General features: G+C 71.6%; 18 protein-coding genes and 1 pseudogene. 8 read left to right on the plus strand and 11 right to left on the minus strand.

What is annotated here, in order from left to right; all coding sequences use genetic code 11:
* The first annotated feature begins 65 nt into the window (after positions 1 to 65).
* From DMB66_RS11610 to DMB66_RS11620, 3 genes are all read left to right on the plus strand, one after another.
* Positions 66 to 488: a MarR family winged helix-turn-helix transcriptional regulator gene (locus tag DMB66_RS11610; RefSeq protein ID WP_233624484.1), complete on the plus strand. Its 423-nt coding sequence runs from the start codon at positions 66 to 68 to the stop codon at positions 486 to 488.
* Between the two features lie 123 nt (positions 489 to 611).
* Complete coding sequence (locus DMB66_RS63630) at positions 612 to 1,172, plus strand: IS110 family transposase (RefSeq protein WP_233624488.1); 561 nt, start codon at positions 612 to 614, stop codon at positions 1,170 to 1,172.
* Positions 1,078 to 1,290, plus strand: coding sequence for a DUF397 domain-containing protein (locus DMB66_RS11620; protein ID WP_125804063.1), 213 nt, complete (start codon positions 1,078 to 1,080; stop codon positions 1,288 to 1,290). Before DMB66_RS63630 ends, DMB66_RS11620 begins: the two co-directional genes overlap by 95 nt.
* Here the strand turns inward: DMB66_RS11620 and DMB66_RS62520 are convergent.
* From DMB66_RS62520 to DMB66_RS11650, 7 genes are read right to left on the minus strand one after another with little or no spacing between them, the layout of a single operon-like run.
* Positions 1,201 to 1,725, minus strand: coding sequence for a DUF6082 family protein (locus tag DMB66_RS62520; RefSeq protein ID WP_370318360.1), 525 nt, complete (start codon positions 1,723 to 1,725; stop codon positions 1,201 to 1,203). The two genes, DMB66_RS11620 and DMB66_RS62520, sit on opposite strands and share 90 nt — an antisense overlap.
* Positions 1,716 to 2,963: an erythromycin esterase family protein gene (locus tag DMB66_RS11625; RefSeq protein WP_125804064.1), complete on the minus strand. Its 1,248-nt coding sequence runs from the start codon at positions 2,961 to 2,963 to the stop codon at positions 1,716 to 1,718. Before DMB66_RS11625 ends, DMB66_RS62520 begins: the two co-directional genes overlap by 10 nt.
* A 26-nt stretch (positions 2,964 to 2,989) precedes the next feature.
* On the minus strand, positions 2,990 to 4,432 hold the full coding sequence (locus DMB66_RS11630; protein ID WP_125804065.1) for an NAD(P)/FAD-dependent oxidoreductase: 1,443 nt from the start codon (positions 4,430 to 4,432) through the stop codon (positions 2,990 to 2,992).
* Between the two features lie 49 nt (positions 4,433 to 4,481).
* A complete protein-coding gene (locus tag DMB66_RS11635) occupies positions 4,482 to 5,576 on the minus strand; it encodes a glycosyltransferase family 2 protein (RefSeq protein ID WP_125804091.1) in 1,095 nt (364 codons plus the stop codon).
* A gap of 60 nt (positions 5,577 to 5,636) precedes the next feature.
* Positions 5,637 to 6,419 carry a carotenoid biosynthesis protein gene (locus DMB66_RS11640; RefSeq protein ID WP_125804066.1) on the minus strand — a complete coding sequence of 261 codons (783 nt, stop codon included), beginning with the start codon at positions 6,417 to 6,419 and terminating at the stop codon, positions 5,637 to 5,639.
* 22 nt (positions 6,420 to 6,441) lie between these two features.
* Positions 6,442 to 7,023 carry a GNAT family N-acetyltransferase gene (locus DMB66_RS11645; RefSeq protein ID WP_125804067.1) on the minus strand — a complete coding sequence of 194 codons (582 nt, stop codon included), beginning with the start codon at positions 7,021 to 7,023 and terminating at the stop codon, positions 6,442 to 6,444.
* Entirely contained in the window at positions 7,020 to 8,474 is a 1,455-nt protein-coding gene (locus tag DMB66_RS11650) for a zinc ribbon domain-containing protein (RefSeq protein WP_370318359.1), read from the minus strand. Before DMB66_RS11650 ends, DMB66_RS11645 begins: the two co-directional genes overlap by 4 nt.
* Before the next feature lie 18 nt (positions 8,475 to 8,492).
* On the opposite strand from DMB66_RS11650, the gene DMB66_RS65825 reads away from it, so the two are divergent.
* Positions 8,493 to 8,663: a type II toxin-antitoxin system prevent-host-death family antitoxin gene (locus DMB66_RS65825; protein ID WP_125804092.1), complete on the plus strand. Its 171-nt coding sequence runs from the start codon at positions 8,493 to 8,495 to the stop codon at positions 8,661 to 8,663.
* Positions 8,664 to 8,730: 67 nt separating this feature from the next.
* On the opposite strand, the gene DMB66_RS11660 is transcribed toward DMB66_RS65825, so the two are convergent.
* Genes DMB66_RS11660 through DMB66_RS11670 form a run of 3 tightly spaced genes read right to left on the minus strand, consistent with a single transcriptional unit; the run spans position 8,731 to position 10,801 of the window.
* Positions 8,731 to 9,432 carry a monooxygenase gene (locus DMB66_RS11660; protein WP_125804068.1) on the minus strand — a complete coding sequence of 234 codons (702 nt, stop codon included), beginning with the start codon at positions 9,430 to 9,432 and terminating at the stop codon, positions 8,731 to 8,733.
* A gap of 13 nt (positions 9,433 to 9,445) precedes the next feature.
* Positions 9,446 to 9,934 carry a YbaK/EbsC family protein gene (locus DMB66_RS11665; protein ID WP_125804069.1) on the minus strand — a complete coding sequence of 163 codons (489 nt, stop codon included), beginning with the start codon at positions 9,932 to 9,934 and terminating at the stop codon, positions 9,446 to 9,448.
* Positions 9,935 to 9,991: 57 nt separating this feature from the next.
* Positions 9,992 to 10,801, minus strand: a complete 810-nt coding sequence (locus tag DMB66_RS11670) for an SDR family NAD(P)-dependent oxidoreductase (protein ID WP_199752260.1) — start codon at positions 10,799 to 10,801, stop codon at positions 9,992 to 9,994.
* 87 nt (positions 10,802 to 10,888) lie between these two features.
* Here DMB66_RS11670 and DMB66_RS11675 point away from each other — a divergent pair, with 87 nt between their 5' ends.
* Positions 10,889 to 12,862 carry an APC family permease gene (locus DMB66_RS11675; RefSeq protein WP_125804070.1) on the plus strand — a complete coding sequence of 658 codons (1,974 nt, stop codon included), beginning with the start codon at positions 10,889 to 10,891 and terminating at the stop codon, positions 12,860 to 12,862.
* Positions 12,863 to 13,141: 279 nt separating this feature from the next.
* On the opposite strand, the gene DMB66_RS11680 is transcribed toward DMB66_RS11675, so the two are convergent.
* Entirely contained in the window at positions 13,142 to 13,642 is a 501-nt protein-coding gene (locus DMB66_RS11680) for a hypothetical protein (RefSeq protein WP_125804071.1), read from the minus strand.
* A gap of 775 nt (positions 13,643 to 14,417) precedes the next feature.
* Between DMB66_RS11680 and DMB66_RS11685 the strand changes: the two genes are divergently transcribed.
* The 3 genes and pseudogenes from DMB66_RS11685 to DMB66_RS11695 all read left to right on the plus strand — a co-directional run bounded on the left by DMB66_RS11685 (position 14,418) and on the right by DMB66_RS11695 (position 18,897).
* Positions 14,418 to 14,969 (plus strand): SAV_6107 family HEPN domain-containing protein, encoded by a 552-nt coding sequence (locus DMB66_RS11685; RefSeq protein WP_158647215.1) that lies wholly within the window; start codon positions 14,418 to 14,420, stop codon positions 14,967 to 14,969.
* Positions 14,970 to 16,066: 1,097 nt separating this feature from the next.
* Positions 16,067 to 16,825 (plus strand): annotated as a pseudogene (locus tag DMB66_RS65830) (hypothetical protein); the annotation flags it as partial.
* Positions 16,826 to 17,028: 203 nt separating this feature from the next.
* Positions 17,029 to 18,897, plus strand: a complete 1,869-nt coding sequence (locus DMB66_RS11695) for a DNA polymerase Y family protein (protein WP_125804072.1) — start codon at positions 17,029 to 17,031, stop codon at positions 18,895 to 18,897.
* The last annotated feature ends 65 nt before the right edge of the window (positions 18,898 to 18,962 follow it).

The following is an 18,962-nucleotide window of genomic DNA, read 5'->3' on the forward strand; positions in this document are numbered from 1 at the left end:
GTAAAGTATTTTGGAGTCCATACAATATGGCGAACGTAACATCTCGGCGGCGTCTCGTGGCCGCCGTGAAGGAGTCGCTGCGGCTGGCGCGCAACCAGCTGTCGGTGTTCAGCCGGCAGGTGGCCACCCGGCTCGAACTCAAGGACGCCGACCTGGACTGCCTCGACCTGATCGACCGCGCGGGCCCGCTGAGCCCGACCGCCCTGGCCCGGCTCACCGGCCTGCACCCGGCCACCATGACCGGCATCCTGGACAGGCTGGAGCGCGGCGGCTGGATCATCCGCGAGCGCGCGGAAAGCGACCGGCGGGCGGTGCAGATCCGCTCGCTGCGGAACCGCCAGGGTGAGCTCTACGGCATGCTGGCCGGGATGAACCGCTCGATCGACGAGATCTGCGCGGACTACTCGGACGCCGAGTTGGCCGTGGTCGCCGACTTCCTGCGCCGCGCCACCGACGCGGGCCACGCGGCCGCGAAGGAACTACCGTGACGCGACCTGCTCGGCGGTGGTGATCTCCGGGATGCTGACCACCAGGTCGAAGGCGGCGGCCTCCGCTCAAAGCGGCTACTTGTTACTGGTCGTACGACCGCAGCCCGGCCAGGCTTGGTCGAGGTGACCGGTGGGATCGGTGACGTCAGCCGGTTCACCAGCCGCTCTCACTTCGCGTCCTGGAACGGCGCCGCACCGATCGACGCGTCCTCCGGCGACCAGAACCGGCACCGGCTGTCGCGGGCCGGGAACCGGTGTATCAACCGGGTCCTGCACATCATGGCCGTCGTCCAGCTGCGTAACGACACCGAAGGTCGCCGCTACTACCGACGCGAAGTCGCCGGATGTCACCGTGTGTGGCGGACGGGATTAGCTTATCTGCCACCTGGGGCCGGACGGGGGTGCGAACATATTGGGGTGGCTTTCTGCTACCGTTTCGCGGCGGCAACGGCAGACGGCTGTGAACGTGCTTCGCATATTCGCTGCTCGCTGTGGCCGGTCATTTGGAATACCCCGCCGATTCATTTGAGTGGTCGGATGTCCCGTCCATGGGGCACGCCCCGACTTGTAGCCGTCAAGGAGTTTGGCCATGCCTGCAGATCGCCTTGCCTCGGCGGAGAACACATGGCGCCGGAGCCGATACTGTGTAGGAGAGAGCCACTGCGTGGAAGTCGCGGTCGTTGACGGAGGCGTCGGTCTGCGCAACTCCAGGTCACCGGGAACGGTTCTCACCTTCGACGGGGTGGAGTGGCAAAACTTCGTCGCCGGTCTCAAGTCTGGTGAGCTGCGGCTTGCGCGTTGATTGTCGAGCCGGGTGCTGCTCGTACCTCCGAGGTGGCGGTCCAGCCTTGATTGCTCGCAGGTATTCCTCGTTGGCGAATTCCTGAAATCGTTCGCGGTGGGTTCTGTTCTGCCCGCGCCGATGCCAGTCGCCGTGTCTTTCGAAGAACAGTCGAGGAACCTCGCTGTCAAAGAAACCCCGGAGATATTCCCGCGCCTGCCGTTCATCGATCTTCTTGAGCTCCCACGCCCGGGCCCAGCTTTTGAAGATATTGCTGCAATAGTAGTAGAGGTCTTCCTCGATTCCGTCCGGAGCCACCCGGGCGCCCCAGCATTGCCGATACCGAGGATTCTCGATTGCCAGCAGGACGAGCGTCTCATTGAACTCCGCGTGCCTGCACCCGCCGGCTGCACCGCCCCGCCCTGCCAGCTCACCCCCCGAAGGAATTACCGTGATGCGACCTGCTCGGCGGTGGTGATCTCCGGGATGCTGACCACCAGGTCGAAGGCGTCCAGCACCGGCGTGTCCAGGAAGCCCTCGCTCAACCGGATCTTCTCCGGGCCGGGCATCCGGCCGCGCGCCGCCCGCAGGTCCACCACCTGGGGCACGGTCGGCGGTGAGAAGGCGGCCTCCACACTGTCCGCCGGCGCCGGTGGCAGGTCCGCGCCGATGATCGCGACGCCGCCGGGCGCCTCCGGGTCGGCCCGGCGTGCGGAGGTTCGGCCCGTCTGCGCGGTCACCGCCATCGACACGTAGTCCCGGCCGAGGCGATGGGCGAGGTGATGGCCCATCGCCGAGAGCGCGAAGGCCGGAGTGACGACCGGGCTGCGCTGGATGTGCGTGTTGTGCGCGGCCAGCACGATCTTCGTGTCGGGGCCGAGCAGCTCGAACACCGTCTCGGCCATGCCCCGGTCGCGGGCGGCGACCTTCGGATGGGTGAACTCGCCGTCCGGTCCGGCCGCGAAGCCGCGTAGCCCCTGGTCCAGCAGCCGGGCCAGGCGTAGCTCGTGCCGGGCGACCCGGTATGCCTCGGCGCCGGCGGCCGCCGTGTACTCGACGGCGAGGGCGTCGAAGCGGGTGGCCAGGTCGGCCAGCAGGGCGGTGGCCCGATCCCGGTCGGCGCGGTCGATCCCGGCGTACGCGGTGTAGGCGAGCAGCGTGTGCTCGCCGGCGTAGGCCCGGGCGTACCCGGCGATCCGGTCGACCAGCGGCACGGCGTCGGCGTCGATCTCGCTCAGGTAGCGCCGCAGGCTGTCGAGCGCCGGCAGCGGCGAGGCGGTCGAGCCGGGAACGTCCACTCCGGAGAAGCGCAGCGGCAGCGGCGACGACCGCATCCAGCGGAGCTGGTCGCGCATCTCCGGGCAGCGGCCCATCCGGTACGTGATGCCCCGCTCGGCGAGTTCGTCGAGGTCACCGGGCCCGCCGCGGACCCAGGCGTCCACCGCGAGGCCCTCGCTGAAGCCGGACTCCATCGCGAAGACCGTGAAGCCGCACCGCTCGGCGAGGAACCGCAGCAGCCGGTGCCGCCACTGGTAGAACTCGCGGACGTGGTGCGCGCTCTCCCCGACGGCGACGACCCGGGCGTCGCCCACCAGCTCGGCCAGCGGCTCGAGATCGTCCAGCGGCGCCTCCGGATCCACGGTGCCGAGGGGGATCGAGCGTTCCGCGACAAAAGCGGTGAAGGCGGCAGACATCCCGGCACCTTATCGGGCGGGTCAGCTCAGGCGGGGCCGATCTCGTCCGCGACGATCTTCGCGGACAGCGTCACCATCGGCAGGCCGCCGCCCGGATGGGTGGAGCCGCCCACCAGGAACAGCCCGGCCACCGGCCCACGGTTCGCCGGCCGGGTCAGGCCGCCCGCCGTACCGTAGATCGCCCCGCCCGGCGCGGCCGTGGCGTCCGCCAGATCCGCCGGGGTCCGGGTCTCGGTGAACAGCAGCCGGTCCCGCACGTCCAGCCCGCGAGCCGCCAGCACGTCCAGGATGTGCCGCGCGTAGGCGTCGGCGAGGCCGGGCCGGCGCCAGTCGACCGCCCCGAACGACGTGCCGTGCCGGGGCGCGTTCACCAGCACGAACCAGGCCTCCGTGCCGTCCGGGCGCACCGCGGGATCCGCCGCGCGGGTCACGAAGACGGCCGGGTCCGACGGCGGCCGGGCCCGGGCGCCGGTGCCGGGGGAGCCGAAGACCGCGGCGAACTCCGCGTCGTAGTCGCGGGGGAAGAAGACCGTGTGGTGCGCCAGTTGCGGGGTCTGCCCGCGGACGCCGAGCAGCAGGACGAAGCCCGCCAGGCTGCGCGCGGCCAGCCCGCCCAGCCGGGCCGGTGCCGGCAGCAGGTCGCGGTAGACCGAGAGGGCGTCCACATTGGCGACCACCACGTCGGCGTCGACCTCGGCGCCGGAGCACAGCCGCACGCCGGTGGCCCGGCCCGCGGCCGAGCGGATCCGCTCGACCGGCGATGAGGTGACGACCTCCACGCCCAGCGACCGGCAGCGGTCGAGCAGCGCCGTCGCCAGCACCCCGAGCCCGCCGGCGAGATACCAGCCGCCGAAGGTCAGTTCCGCGTACGGGATCGCGGCCAGCGCCGCCGGGGCCCGGCGCGGATCGGCGCCCGTGTAGGTCGCATAGCGGTCCACCAGCATGCGCAGCCGCGGGTCGCGCAGGTGCTGCCGGCCCAGCGACCGCAGCGACCGCCAGGGCGCGATCGCGGCCAGGTCGCCGACCCGCCAGGACAGCGCGGCCAGCGCCGCCGGGGTGACCTCGCGCTGCAGCACCGAGCGCCACGAGGCCCGCCAGATCCGCTCCGCGCGCACCCAGAACCGGGCCCAGTCCGCCCCGGCGGCGGCCCCGAACGCGGCCTCGACGCGGGCGCGGAACACGTCCGGATCGGACGAGGAGTCCAGCACCGAGCCGTCCGGGAAGCAGTGCCGCACCACCGGGTCCAGCGCCACCGGCGACAGGTCGAGGCCCAGGTCGGCGAAGACCTGCGGCAGCGTGAGCAGGCTCGGGCCGGTGTCGAAGCGGAAGCCGTCGCGCTCGTAACGGCCCAGCTTGCCGCCGACTGTCGCCGCGCGCTCGTGCACGGTCACCCGGTGCCCGGCGGCGGCCAGCCGCGCGGCGACGGCCAGCCCGCCCACCCCGGCCCCGATCACCACAACCCGGCTCATGCCAGCGGCCCCCGCTCCGTCGCGCCACGACCGACCGCATCCCGGCGGTTCATACCGGCCGCCCGCGCCAGGAGAGCCGGCCGCGCCGGCGCAGGGCGAAGGATCGCACCACCAGGGCGCCGAAGAGCAGGATCGAAACCGGCTGGGCCAGGGCGTCGGGCCAGGCCCGGCCGCCGGTCGCCCGGGCGGAGACCACCCGGCCGGCGACCCCGAGCAGGTACGCCGCCAGCGCCCACCCGGCCAGCTCCACCGCCCCGGCGCCCACCAGCACCACGGCTGCCACCGGCGGCACGACGTAGAGCAGCACCAGCAGCCCGACCACGGCGGCGGCCCCGGCCGGGGAGCCGAACGACGCCCACATCGACTTGCTGTAGCCGTCGCGCAGTTCCGCCCACGAGGAGTACATCAGGCAGTCGGCCAGCGCGGAGCCGTCGGCGAGGGCGATCCGGCCACCGGCGCGCTTGACCGCCCGGGCCAGTCCGATGTCTTCCAGCACGTCGTCGCGGACCGCCGCGTGCCCGCCGGCCCGCTCGTAGTCCGCCCGGTCCAGCACCAGCCACTGGCCGCCGGCCGCGGCCAGCGCCGGGCGCGGCGAGCGTTCCATCGCGCGCAGCGGCAGGAACGTCAGCCACGACCATTGCAGCAGCGGCTGCACGAGCCGCCCGGCCCCGACGATCCTCGGGTACGGCGACAGCAGCCCCACCCCGGCGGAGCGGAGCAGGTCGACACCGCCGGCGACGGCGCTCGGGGCGAGCACGACGTCGGCGTCCACGAAGACCAGCACGTCCACGTCACCAGCGGCGGCCGCGAGTTGCGCGCACGCGTGCGGTTTGCCGAGCCAGCCGGCCCGCAGCGGCGCGCCGGTCAGCAGCCGCACCTTGTCCCCGGCGACCTCCCGCACTACCTCCGCCGTGCCGTCGGCGGAACCGTCGTCGAGCACGAGGATCTCCAGATGCGGCACGCCGGTCTGGCCCAGCAGCGCCGTGAGGCATGGGGTCACTCGTTCCGCCTCGTCGCGCAGCGGCAGCAGCACGGCGACCCGTTCGGTGGTCGCCGCCCCGGCACGCGGGCGGCGCAGCAGTCCGGCGTTGACGATCGCGTGCCCGGTCAGCACGATCAACGGCAGCAGCGCCAGCCACGTCATGCCCGCACCCGTCGGAGCGTCGGCCATCTCATGCCCGTACCCGTCGGAGCGTCGGCCATCTCATGCCCGTACCCGTGGAAGAGCGCGCCGGAGCAGCAGCGGAAGCACGACCGCGCCCATGCCCGCGCCGCCCCACAGCGCCGAGGCCGGCAGGCCGAGGAAGACCGCGTGGGCGAGCACGGAGGAAGCGTACGTCCACCACCAGAGCGCGAGCATCGGTGTGTCCCCCGGCAGGACCACGGCGGCGCGCGGTCCCGCGGCGGCGGCGAGGCCCGCCATCAGCAGCACCGCGAAGCCCAGCCAGCCCAGGTAGTTGCCGACCGGGATGCCGGGCACACCGGGCAGCGCGGGCGTCGGGGAATCCCAGGTCCAGTAGCCCTCGGCGACCATCTGCGGATCGAGGAACAGGTCCCACGCCGCCAGCCCGGCCGCGGCGAGGGCGATCCGCGCCGGCGTGGACCGGGCCAGCCGCAGCGCCGCCAGCCAGGCCGGCCAGGCCATCCAGGTCCAGGCCAGCGGGATGATCAGCGGTACGCCGAGCAGCTTGGGGCCGAGCTGGCCGGAATAGTCGTAGGTGCCGAACGGGAAACCGGTCGCCACCCCGACCGCCTCCACCGCGAAGCCGCCCAGCGTCGCGGTCGCGACCAGCGCCGCGGCGCCGCGGACCCCGCGGGTGAGCAGCGCGTGCGAGACCGACAGCAGGTAGCCGAGCACGACGGTGAGCACGGTCAGGCCGGCGCGCAGCCCGCCGCCGGTGAGCGGATAGCAGATCTGGGTCAGGACCAGCCCGCCGAGCAGTGCCCACGGTAAGGCCCCTGCCACGCTCGAATAACGAACTCGCATGGGTTTTCCGCCGCGGGCGGGCTCAGATGCCGACGATGCCGGGGGCGTCCTCGACCGCCGGCCGCCCGGCCAGCGGCAGCCCGCGCCCGAGGATCGCGAACGCCCGCTCGTCGCCGGGGAAGATGAAGTCGCGCAGCACGTCCTCGAAGCCGAACCGCCGGTACAGCCGCCAGGCCCGGGACTTCAGCTCGTCGGCCTCCGGGGTGGAGAGCAGCACGGTCGCGCCGTCGGCCATCGACAGCAGCGCGCGCAACTGCCGGGCGCCGATGCCGTGGCCCTGCGCGCTGGGCTTGACGTGCAGCTCGACGACCTCGAAGCAGTCACCCAGCCAGCGCCGCCGGCCGGCCTCGTCGAGGGCGGAGCGGACCTGGTCGTGCCACCACTGGCCGGGTCCGGAGACGTAGCCGTAGCCGAAGCCCGCGAGGTGACCGTCGGTGGTCAGGGTGGCGACGGCCCGGAAACCGGCGCGGCGTACGTGGGCACCGATGTACCCGCGCCGGGTCTGCAACAGCTCGGCGCGGTAGCCCATCGCCTCGCCGTACACGCTGACCACGTCGTCCAGCCGCCGGAGCATGTCGTCCGGCTGCCAGGGCACGAGCCTCATCGCTCTGCTTCCTGTTCATTGCTGAGCAGTTCGGATATTTCGCTCTCCGCCGCTGGGTGGCGGCTGGAGTCCTGGACCGGCAGTCTGGTCCGATGGCGATCGGTCCGTGCTCGCAAGATCTGCTTCACCACGCGGTGCGGGGTGTGCAGGCCGATGTCGCGGTCGGCGGCTCGTTGCAGGACGTTGATCGCGGCGTTCACGTCGGCCTGCCACACGACCCTGCACCAGGTGCAGTGAAACCGGTCTCCGCTGCGGTTCCCGAGGGTTCCGCAGCGATGACAGGCTTGTGAGGTGTAGGCGGCGTTGACGTGCACGAGCGCAGAACCTCTGCGCTGCGACACGTTGGTGAGTGCTTCGGCGATGACCCCTTTGGTCCAGGCCGCCAAACGCCGGTTGGTGTTACGGCCGAAATTCTTGCGGCCGGCGAACGTTTTGGTCAGGTCCTCGGCCACGACAGTGGAGGCCTTGTCGACAACCTGGTGCACGGCGGTGAAGGTTTCGGTGCGGACCTGGGCTTCCCACCGGGCGGCTCGGCGTTCGCGTTTCATCGTGCCGAGGTTGTTCCGGTGGATCCGGTCGGCTTTGCCGTGGTCGCCCCGGGCGGCTGCATTGTTGGCGATCGAGCGCAGCCGGGCGCGGGCGCGGCCCTTGGCCTTGCGGTAGTCGGACTCTGCGGTCAGGAGCTTGCCAAGACGCCGGCCGTGGTGGTTGCCGTCGGAGTCGGTCAGGGCCTCGGTGTAGCCCTTGTCCACGCCGATCGCGCGGGCGCCACAGGGTCGCTGCGACGAGGGCATGTCGGCGGCGTCGATCTGGTAGTGGATCTCTACCCGGTTGTTGCGCAGGATCAGCCGCAGCGTGCCGGCCGGGGCGACGGTGGTGTTCAGCGGGATGCGGATCATCTTGCGCTGCACCAGGCCGGGTACGGCCAGCCACAATCGGCCGGACTCGTCGGCGCGGGTGTTGTGCTGGTCGGCGCGGACAACGATCTGGTTGCGGGTCCGGTTGTGGCCGCGAGCCAAGTACTTGCGCATCAGCCGGGCCAGGAACGGATCGTCGGCCCACCGGCCGGATTTCAGGGCGGTGAATAGCCGTTTGTGTTCGGCCGGGTCGGTGGTGCGCCGGTACACGGCTCGTTTCACGGCGAGCTGAGCGGCGGCCCGGCTCGCGGCGATGCCAGCCATCGCGTCGCGGACCGTTTCCTTCCATGCGTTCGCGAGGACCCCGAACTGGACGTGGGTGCCGTCGGCCAGCCACCGGTCACGGACCTGCCGGTCCGACAGTGCGGCCCCGCCGACCGAACCGTAGCGCTGCCATACCTCGGAGCGAACCCGGCCCAGATGGCGGCATTGCTCGGCCAGAGCCGTGTACTTACCGGTGTTCAACCGGTGTGAGTACGCCACCCTGGTAACCTTCATGAACGCTACTGTACGTCCATGTACTTGAACTACCATAAGAGTATGCAGAACAACATGAATGAGGTCAGCTTGGCAGCGGCTCGAGCCCAGCTCGCCGACGTGGTGCACGCCGCGTCTACCCGCGGCCGAATCACCTACCTCACCAACCGAGGCCGCCGCGTAGCCGCCATCGTCCCGCTCAGCATCGCCGAAGCCGCCGAACAGGACCACCCGACCACCGCCTAGCCCTGTCCACGGCACGTAACCACAGACAGGTCCAGGCAGGAAAACAACCACTAGTCGAAGCTCCTTCTCACCAGCCCAAATCTTTCCAACCCAGCACGGCCTTGTCGCCGCTGATGCCACGCACCGCGAACCGGGCGAAAAGCTCCTCGGCATACCACCGGGCGGCCGGGGTGCGCGCGATCACAGCACGGTGCTCCGGCTGACGGTACGCGAACCCGGTCAGCTCCGCCTCGGTGCGCCAGAGGGTGACCGTGCCCTGCCAGCCGATCGGCGCCTCGCCGATGCCGAAACGGGCCAGCAGACCGGGCGCCGCGGCGAGCTCCCGGGCGACCGGCGGAACGGCCCGCCAGAACGTCAGGGCCCGCGCCGGGCGCAGCCGGGCCCGGGTCAGCGCGAGCACCGGCCCGTCGGTGCGTCCTCCCGACGGCGCGCCGAACGGGCTCCGCCCGGACCAGCTCCCGCGGCTGGTCAGCGGGGTCAGCTCCAGCCGGGCCGACCCGTCGGCCAGCGCGTCCCAGGCGGCGGCCACCCGCCCGAGGTCGCCGCCGGCCGGATCGTCCCAGGCCACCACGGCGGCGTACCGGGTCGGATCGGCGTCGCCCGGCCCGAAGCCGGTCCCGGTCCCGGTGCCGAGCAACTTGCCGAACCGCACGCCGGGCAGCGCTCGCAGCCGCCGCCGGTCGAGCGCCATCCGCAGCAGGGCACTGCCCAGCGCCCGCCGCGGCACCCGCCACACGTGCAGGGTGACCAGCGGCGGGACGTCGTTCATGGGGGCACCCGGCTCAGGCCACGTCGGTCGCGGCGCCGCCGGTGACGCGCAGCAGCTCGGCGTAGGTGATCGGGAAGACCACCTGGGGTACGCCGCCCGCCGCCCAGATCTCCGGATACTGGGCGAGCGCGGTGTCGACCAGGGTGCGTACCGGCTTCGGGTGCCCGAGCGGGGCGACCCCGCCGATCGCCTGCCCGGTGTGCGCCCGGACGAACTCGGGCGTGGCCCGCCCCAGCTTCGCCACGCCCAGGCCGGCGGCGACCTTCCTGGTGTCGACCCGGTGGGCGCCGGAGGTGAGCACGAGCAGCGGCTCACCGTCCGCGTCGAAGATCAGCGAGTTGGCGATCTGGCCCACCTCGACACCCAGGGCGGCGGCGGCCGCGGCGGCGGTGTGCACGCCCTCGTCGAACACCACCATCCGCGGCGCGCCGCCGTCGGAGGTGCGGGCGTCGGCGTTCTCCAGAGCGGCCTGCACGGCCAGCACGTTGGGATGACTCTCCATTCGTTCATTGTGCCGGGGCTCCGCCGTGCGGTTGGCGGCGCTGTGCCCCGTACCGGATCAGTCCTTGACGCCGACCGCCTCCGCGCTCGTCTCCCACAGCCGCGCGGCCCGCACGGGGTCGGCGGCCCGGGCATCCGGCCGGGTCACCTTGTGGCCCACGTAGTAGGCCCCGTCGGTGACCTCCGCGGTGGTGAGCCAGGTCAGCAGGTCGCCGGCCTGCTCGGGGGTGGTCAGGAACGGCGCGACCCGGTAGAAGAACCGGGTCACCCCGCCCACGCCGAAGTTGCTGCGCACCACGCCCGGGTGGAACGACACCGAGGTGATCTCCGGCCAGCGGCGGGCCGCCTCCGCCGCGAACAGGATGTTCGCGGCCTTGCTCGCCCCGTAGGCGCGCCACGAGCTGTAATTTCCGGCCGAGCCGACGAGGTCGTCCGGGTCGAGCTTGGCGCCCTGGTGCGCCCGCGACGCGGTGTTGATCACCCGGCCGTCGCGCAGCGCCGGCCGCAGCAGGTGGGCGAGCAGGAACGGCGCCAGGTGGTTGCCCTGGATCGTGGCCTCGAAGCCGTCCGCGGTGCGGACATAGGAGCCCACCATGCCGCCGGCATTGTTCGCCAGGACGTCGATCTTCGGGTACGCGGCCAGCAGCTTGGCGGCCAGCTCCCGCACCTCGTCGAGCGCGGCGAAGTCGGCGCGGAACTCGTCCGGCTCGGGCCCGGTGGCGGCGGCCCGGACGGCGGCCATCGCGGCGCCCAACCGGCGGGGATCGCGGCCGACGACGACCACCTGCTCGCCCTGGGCGGCGAGTTGCCGGGCCGCGGCCAGGCCGACACCCGAACTGGCGCCGGTGATCACGATCGTGCGGGGCATGGGGACTCCTCGGGTCTGGGCTGTCGTACCCATCGTGCATCCTGACACCGGTGATCGGTTCCGGGCCGGTCCGATGAAAAGAGATCGATGAGCACCGAGATCAATGTGCCAGGGTCCGTGGAGACCCCGGTGCAGGCGCCGCCGCCCGCGCATGCCGTCACCCGCTGGCTGCTCGCCCACCGGGTCCAGCCGGTCGGCCCGGAGGCGGCCGAGGGCTCGCACACCCAGCCCTGGTGGAAGGTCATGGCGCTGACCGGGGTGGACTATTTCTCCACCCTGTCCTATCTGCCGGCCATCGCGGCGCTGGCCGCCGGGGCGCTGTCGCCCCTGGCCACCCTGCTGATCGTGGCGCTGACCCTGCTCGGCATGCTGCCGATGTACCGGCGGGTGGCGCAGGAGAGCCCGCACGGCCAGGGCTCGGTCGCCATGCTCGAGGATCTGCTGCCATTCTGGCGCGGCAAGCTGTTCGTGCTGGTCCTGCTCGGTTTCGTGGTCACCTCGTGGATCATCACGATCACCCTGTCGGCCGCCGACGCCACGGTGCACATGTCGGAAAATCCGTATCTGCCGGGCTTCCTGCACGGCCACGCGGTGCTGATCACCATCGTGCTGCTGCTCATCCTCGGCTTCGTCTTCCTGCTCGGCTTCAGCGAGGCCGTCCAGGTCGCCATCCCGCTGGTGGTGGTCTTCCTGGTGCTGAGCGCGGTGATCACCGTGGTCGGCCTGGTCGACGTGTTCACCACCGCCGGCGCGCTGTCGACCTGGGTGGACGCGCTGGGCGCGCACGGCACCGGCTTCTTCGACCTGCTGGGCCCGTCCGTCCTGGCCTTCCCGGCCCTGGTCCTGGGCCTATCCGGCTTCGAGACCGGGGTCAGCATGATGCCGCTGATCGCGGCGCCGGGCGAGTCCGCCGCCGACCGGCTCAAGGCGCGCATCCGCAACACCCGCAAGCTGCTCACCACCGCCGCGCTGATCATGAGCGGCTACCTGCTCGCGACGAGCTTCGTCACCACCGTGCTGATCCCGGCGGAGGAGTTCAAGGAGGGCGGAGAGGCCAACGGGCGCGCGCTGGCATACCTGGCCCACGAGAAGCTGGGCGAGGTCTTCGGCACCGCGTACGACATCAGCAGCATCCTGATCCTGTGGTTCGCGGGCGCGTCCGCGATGGCGGGCCTGATCAACATCGTGCCCCGCTACCTGCCCGGCTACGGCATGGCGCCCGAGTGGGGCCGCGCGATCCGGCCGGTGGTGCTGGTCTACACGGCGATCAGCATCGGCATCACGATCGTCTTCGGCGCGGACGTGAACGCCCAGGCCGGCGCGTACGCCACCGGCATCCTGGCGATGATGGTCTCGGGCGCGGTGGCCGTGGCGATCTCGGCGGCCCGCCGCCGCCGGCACGTGGCCACGGCCGGCTTCACGATCCTCACCCTGATCCTGCTGTACGCCCTGGGCGAGAACATCGTGGAGAAGCCGGACGGCATCGCCATCTCGGCGGTCTTCGTGGCGGCGATCATCGTGGTCTCGCTGATCTCCCGGGTCAGCCGCACCACGGAGTTGCGCGCCGACCGCATCGAGTTCGACGAGCAGGCCAGGCGGTTCATCGCGGATTCGATCAGATACGACGGCGAGCTCAACGTGGTCGCCAACCGCCGCCAAGCGGGCGACGAGCAGGAATACGCGGCCAAGGAGCACGAGCAGCGAGGCATGAACCCGGTGCCGGGCGCGGCGGACATCCTGTTCCTGGAGATCACGGTGATCGACCCGTCGGAATTCAGCGAGGTCCTGCGCGTCCACGGCGAACAGGTGGGCGAACACCGGGTGCTGAGGGTGCAGAGCCCGGCAGCACCGAACGCGATCGCCGCGGTGCTCCTCGCCCTCCGCGACGCGACGGGGGTCCGCCCGCACTGCTACTTCGAGTGGGCGGAGGGCAGCCCGCTGGTGCACCTGTTCCGATATCTGTTGCTGGGCAGGGGCGACACGGCGCCGGTGGTCCGCGAGATCATCCGCAAGAGCGAGCCCGATCCGGCCCGCCGCCCCGGCATCCACGTCGGCGGCTGACCCCGGTCTGCCGTCCCGGCCGCTACGCCGGTGGTTGGCACTGCTCTGTCTTGGTCTTCATGTCGGTGGCTGATCTCGGTCTGTCGGCTTGGTTTTATGTTGGTGGTTGGCCTTGGTCTGTGGTTTTGGTTTTTATGTTGGTGATTGGCCCTGGTCTGTCGGCTTGGTCTTTTATGTCGGTCTCGGTCTCGGTCCCGGAGTCGGCGTGGCCGGCGGCTCCTCGCGGCCCGGGCCGGCTGGTTGAGCCGGCCCGGGCCCATGCGCGTCTCGATCAGGTGCTCACCTCACCAGCGGCGAACCGGTCAGCTGCCAGTTGCTCGAACCCTCGCCGTCACGGTCGAGGTCGTACTGGACGTATCCGTCGCCGCTCCAGCCGCCGGTCAGTGACGAGGTGACCTCGGTGGTCCCGCACACCCAGGCACCCGAGCGGTTGGTGTTGACCCGGCCGGCGATGCTGCAGGAGCCGGTGGCGTAGTCCCGGTCGTTGCGCTCCAGCCGGTAGTGCAGCACCAGCTTGTCGAACTTGCGGTCGCCGTCGGTGGAGCTGCTGCCCCCGTCCTGCCAGCCGACCTGGATGTGTGCCGAGCGGTGCGGCCCGCTGTTCGCCACGCAGACCTGGACCTCGAGGTCGGTGTTGTAACCCGGCGTGGCGAAGGACTTCTTCTGCTTCGGGGTGCAGCTGGTGTCGGCGTACGCGGGCGCGGCGCCGACGAGGACGCCCCCTGTCACGATCATCGTCGCGGTGGCCAGCGCCATCAGCGGCCGGGAAGTGTGTCTCATCTCGATGCTCCTTCGCGTTGCGCTCGGGAAACACCAGACCAGAGCACGGGCTCCTCGGGGTAGGTGCCGAAACGGCCACCGATTTCTCCCCTACGGAGACGATGGTGTTGGGGGTGGTCCGGGCCGGCTCGCGCATCCTTCCCTGCGGAGACCACCGTGTGCGGGGTGGTCGCGTTGGCCCGCGAAGCCGGACGGCGACTCGGGTGACGTCCGGTTTCGCGGTGGCGGCTGAGCGACGCGATCCGTCACCGCTCCGGTGGAGGTTTGCCGGCGGTCTGGGCTGCGAGTTCTGTTGGGCCGGCGCACCTGCCCTGACCAGCGAATTCCTCCCTCCCTGCCGGGCTCGCGCAAAGGTGATCTCCAGCTGGCCCCGGGCGCTGCCGGGGGACCCCGCACATGTTGCTTTTTTGTCGTACCCGGGGTGTACTCTCATTCGTAGTTAGAACGAGTGTTCGATTGGTTCGAACTCCTGTGCCAGCAGGGCACTCGGACTGACTACCTGGGAGTCGCGTTCGCGGCGGGGCTCCTGGATGCGGCGCCCGCGAAGCGTCGCACGCGAGGTCCGGGCATTCGCGGGTCCGGGCCAGCACAAAGGCAGGACCGTCGTCCGCTGTTCTCGACCCCCGAGCGGCGGGCGACGGACCCGCCGGCAAGTCCGGCCGGGTGTGGTGTGGGGAAGCTTCACACCCGGCCGGCTGCCACACCGCTGTGCCTTCCTCTGCAGCGGATCGGTTCGACCTGCACGTCGGATGCGAACACACGCGAGGAGACGACCATGGTGAGCAACCAGGCCCACCCGGTGCCCACTCTCAGGCCGCCGAGCGCCTACCCGAGCCCGATCCCGGGCCCGGTGGCAAGCCCCGGCCCGCTGGCGCACGCGCCTACGGCGGCAGCCCAGGCGGCACCCACGGTCCCGGCCAACCTGCTGCCGCACCGCACCCCGGCCCAGCTGCTCGCCATCTCCCGGCAGGGCCTGGTGGAAGCGGCCCGCACCCGCCCGGACGGCCTGCGCTATGCGGCGGCCCACCTCGCGGCACTGCGCGCGGCGGCAGCGGTCCTCGCGGCCCGCGCCAGGCCGGCGGCGCCGACGAAGCGCAGCCGGGTGACGAGCGCCTGGTCTCTCCTGGTCCTGGTGGCACCGGAGTTCAGCGACTGGGCCAGCTATTTCGCCCTGGCCGCGACCAAGCGGGCGGCGGCCGAAGCGGGGATCCCCCGGGTGGTCAGCGCTCGCGAGGCGGACGACCTGCTGCGCGCGGCAGAGCGCTTCGTCGCCCTGGTCGAATCGGCCCTGGGTGTGGCCTATCAGCCGACCCTGGAAGCCGCCTAGATGATCTATTCCAAGCAGCAATGAGAGGCTATCGGGCGCTTCGATAGATCTTGGTTGCTTTTGGCTCGCACTGGGCCACCTGGTTACCAAGACCGCAACGCGGAGCCCTCGGCCGAGGCGAGCCCGGCAGCCGCCATCGCGGCCTCGCACCCGATCGGCCGGGATCGGTCGTCGAGGTGGCCCGGCTCCGCCTGGCTGCCTCGCGAGGGGAAGCCGCCGGGGCACCACTGTGGCCGTTCCGGAAGACAAGCTGCCCGAGGGGCCGACCACTGCTGTCCAACAGTCGTGGCGTGGGTGGGCGCACGACTCCTCGCGGTCCGGCCGGTTCCGGGAGCCACCCTGTCGGTGTGTCGCCTTGTCGGTGTGTCGCGCGAGCGGCCGGCTGATCGCTGTCCTCGACGCCCATCGGCATGGGCGCTGAACTGGTTGCAGGAACCGTGGTCGGCGAGGCGGACAGGCGCCGCAAGGAAAGAGGCGGCACCCGGATCTCATCGCACCACACCGGCGTCCCATAGCCACAAAGATCAACTTCGATAAACGCAACAACGGAGCGGAAAATGGCCGGGCGCATGATCAACGGTGCTGCGGCCCTCGCTGAGCTGATTCGGCCGGCGAGTGACACCGGAGAGCCCGGGACGCAGCGGGTGCTGCCGGTGCTGCCCGAACTAAGCAACCTGCTCCCGAGCCGCGGACTGCGCCGCGGCAGCACCATCGCGATCGGCATCACCCCGGGAGCCACCGTCCACCAAGGCGCCCTCCCCACCCCCGCACCCTCCACCCCCACTTCCGCTCCCATTTCTGCTCCCGCTCCCGCTCCCACTTCCGCTGCGGTGCCGCTCGATGGCGGCCGTGATCTTGGAGGTTTTGGGCTTGGAGGGCGCCGTGATTCGCCAAGATTTGCTCCTGCCGCTGATGCGGAAGCCGCGAAGGGTTTGCGCGGCAGGGACCCTGCCCCGGCAAGCAGGTCGAGCAGCGACTTCTCCGGTGCAGGGCCTTCCGACGGCGCTTCACTTAGCGGAGGTGCTGTTCCTCACATCTCGAGCGGCGGAGGGTGGGCTCAGGACCGCCGGGGCGGCGGTCCTGCCGAGGAAGACGCGGTGGTCGGCGGCTCTGCCGACAGTGCTTCGCACTCCCGGAGCCTTTCGCTCGCTGAGGGCAACTCGCTCACTGGCGGAATCTCGTTCGGCGGGGGGAGGTCTTCGTCGCTGCGGGGGACGTTGCCCGGCGCTGGCCATGCCGCTGCCCGGGGTGCCCTGCTGACCGGGAGCGGGAGCACTTCTTTGCTCCTAGCGCTGCTCTCGGCCGCGAGTAGCGCCGGTTCCTGGTGTGCCGTCGTCGGCGTTCCCACGCTTGGTGCGCTTGCCGCCGCGGAGAGTGGCATCGCTCTGGATCGGCTTGCGCTTGTGCCTGATCCCGGCCCCGAGTGGCCGACTGTGGTCGCCGCGCTCATCGATGGTGTTGATGTTGTCGTCATCGCCGTGCCGGGGCAGGTTTCCCCCTCCATCACCAGCCGGCTGGTTGCCCGGGCCCGGCAGCGGGGGTGTGTTCTGGTGCCCTACGGGCGCTGGGACGGTGCGGATGTGACGCTGCAGGTCACCCAGGGGCATTGGGAAGGTCTCGGCGCGGGGCACGGCCGGCTGCGGCGTCGCAAGGTCACCGTTGTTGCTCGCGGCCGGGGCACGGCGGCCCGGCCCAAAGAGATCACCATGTGGATGCCGGGGATCTCCGTCGCGCCTCCCCATGATCCCGCTTCTGGCACTCGTCCCCGGCCCACCGCAGTCCCGTCGCCGGTCACCACCGCTGACGAGCCGCCGCCGTCTTTGACCCCGGCCGCCGCCACCGTTGTGGAGTCGGCGCCGTCTTCGACCCAGGCGATTATCGCTGACAAGCCGGCGCTGTCTTCGGCCCAGGCGACCAGGGAGTCGACGGGCTCCGCTCTGCTCGCGTCTGTCACGCCGATCCTTTCCGCGGCATCAGCTTCGCCGCCGGCTGCGAGCGCCGAGCCTGCGGCGGCAAGGCGTCTTGCCGCCGGTGAGCGGCGAGCGGGGGTGGGGTGCGCGTGAGCGGGCCTGTCGGGGTGCGGACCTTGCTGCTTTGGTGTCCGGATTGGCCGGTTGTCGCCGCGGAGATTGTTGATGGGGTTGTTGCTTCCGGGGCCGTTGCCGTTCTGCATGGGAACCGGGTTCTTGCCTGCTCCGAGGCCGCGCGTGCCGATGGGGTGCGGCGTGGGCTGCGGCGGCGGGAGGCGCAGAGTCGTTGTCCTCAGCTTGTTGTTGTCGATCATGATCCTGGGCGGGATGCCCGGGCTTTCGAGCCGGTGGTCGCCGCCGTCGAGGAGGTTGCCGTCGGGGTCGAGGTTATTCGGCCGGGGGCTTGTGCGCTTGCCGCTCGGGGGCCCTCGCGATACTTCGGGGGCGAGGAGCTCGCCGCCGAGCGGATCGTTGAGCAGGTCGCTCAGGCCTGCGCCGTCGAGAGTCAGGTCGGGATCGCCGATGGGGTTTTCGCCGCCGGGCTCGCCGCGCGTTCTGGGACGATTGTCGCCTCCGGGCGTACCCGGGAGTTTCTTGCCGCCGTGCCCGTCGATGCGCTGGAGCGGCCCGAGTTGGCCGACCTGCTCCGGCGGTTGGGGGTCAAGAGTCTCGGGGATTTCGCCGCGCTGCCCGCTTCCGATGTGCTTACGCGGTTCGGGTTCGACGGGGCGCTTGCGCACCGGCTCGCCGGTGGCCTCGATCATCGGCCGCTCGCGGTGCGGCAGCCGCCGCCCGACCTGGATGTCAGTGACACCTACGACGAGCCGCTCGAACGGGTCGACGTCGCCGCGTTCGCCGGCCGGGTGCTGGCCGAGCGGCTGCACGACCGGCTGGCCGCGCACGGGCTGGCCTGCACGCGGCTCGGCATCGAGGCGGTCACCGCCGACGGGCAGGAACTGCACCGGGTGTGGCGGCACGAGGGCCTGCTCACGGCCGCGGCCATCGCCGAACGCGTACGGTGGCAGCTCGACGGCTGGCTCACCGGCGCCCGCCGGGGCGCGCCGAACCGGCCCACCGCCGGGCTGGTCCGGCTGCGGCTCGTCCCCGACGGCGTTCTCGTCCATCTCGGGCTGCAGCCCGGCCTGTGGGGTGACGCCGGCGCCGAGCGGGAACGTGCCCATCGCGCACTGAGCCGCATCCAGGGTCTGCTGGGGCCGGAGGCGGTGCTGACGGCCGTGCTCGGCGGTGGCCGTTCCGCGGACGATCAGGTGCGCCTGGTCCCGTGGGGTGACGAGCGCACCCCGGACCGGCCCACCGGCGAACCGGCCACCCCGCTGCCGGCACTCGAACCCGCGGTGGTCGCCCTGACCGATCCGCCCGCGTTGGTAGCCCTACCAGCACCACCGGCCGAAAAGGACGCTGCCGGAAGCGACGGCCGGCCGAAGGCTGGTGATGAGGACGCCGCCGGAAGCGACGGCCGGCCAAAGGCTGGTGATGAGGACGCGGCCGGGGGCGACAACCGGCAGAGGGCTGGCGATGGGGGCGCGGGTGGGGGCGGCGGTCGGCGGGGGACGGGCAAGGAGGCCGTGCGGGGGAGGCAGCGCAAGCGGCCCGTACCGATGCCGCCCTGGCCCGGTCGCCTGCCCAGCCCCGCGCCCGCCCTGGTTCTTCCGCAGGCCCTGCCCGCCGTCGTGCTCGATGCCGACCGGCGGCCCGTCGGTGTCAGCGCCCGGCTTGAGCTCACCGGCGACCCCGCCTACCTGCTCCTCGGTGCCGCCGGTGCCGGCGCTCCCGTCGAGATTACCGGCTGGGCCGGGCCGTGGCCGGTCGATGAGCGCTGGTGGGCCCCGGCCGAGGCCCGCCGCCGGGCGCGGTTCCAGGTCGTTCTCGGTGACGGCCGGGCCTTGCTGCTCTCCCTGGTCTCCGGGCACTGGGCGATCGAGGCCATCTATGACTAACGGGGCGAGACAGTGAGTTCTATGACTAACGGGGCGGGACAGCGAGTTCTATGACTAACGGGGCG

The organism is Actinoplanes sp. ATCC 53533 (assembly GCF_003947245.1).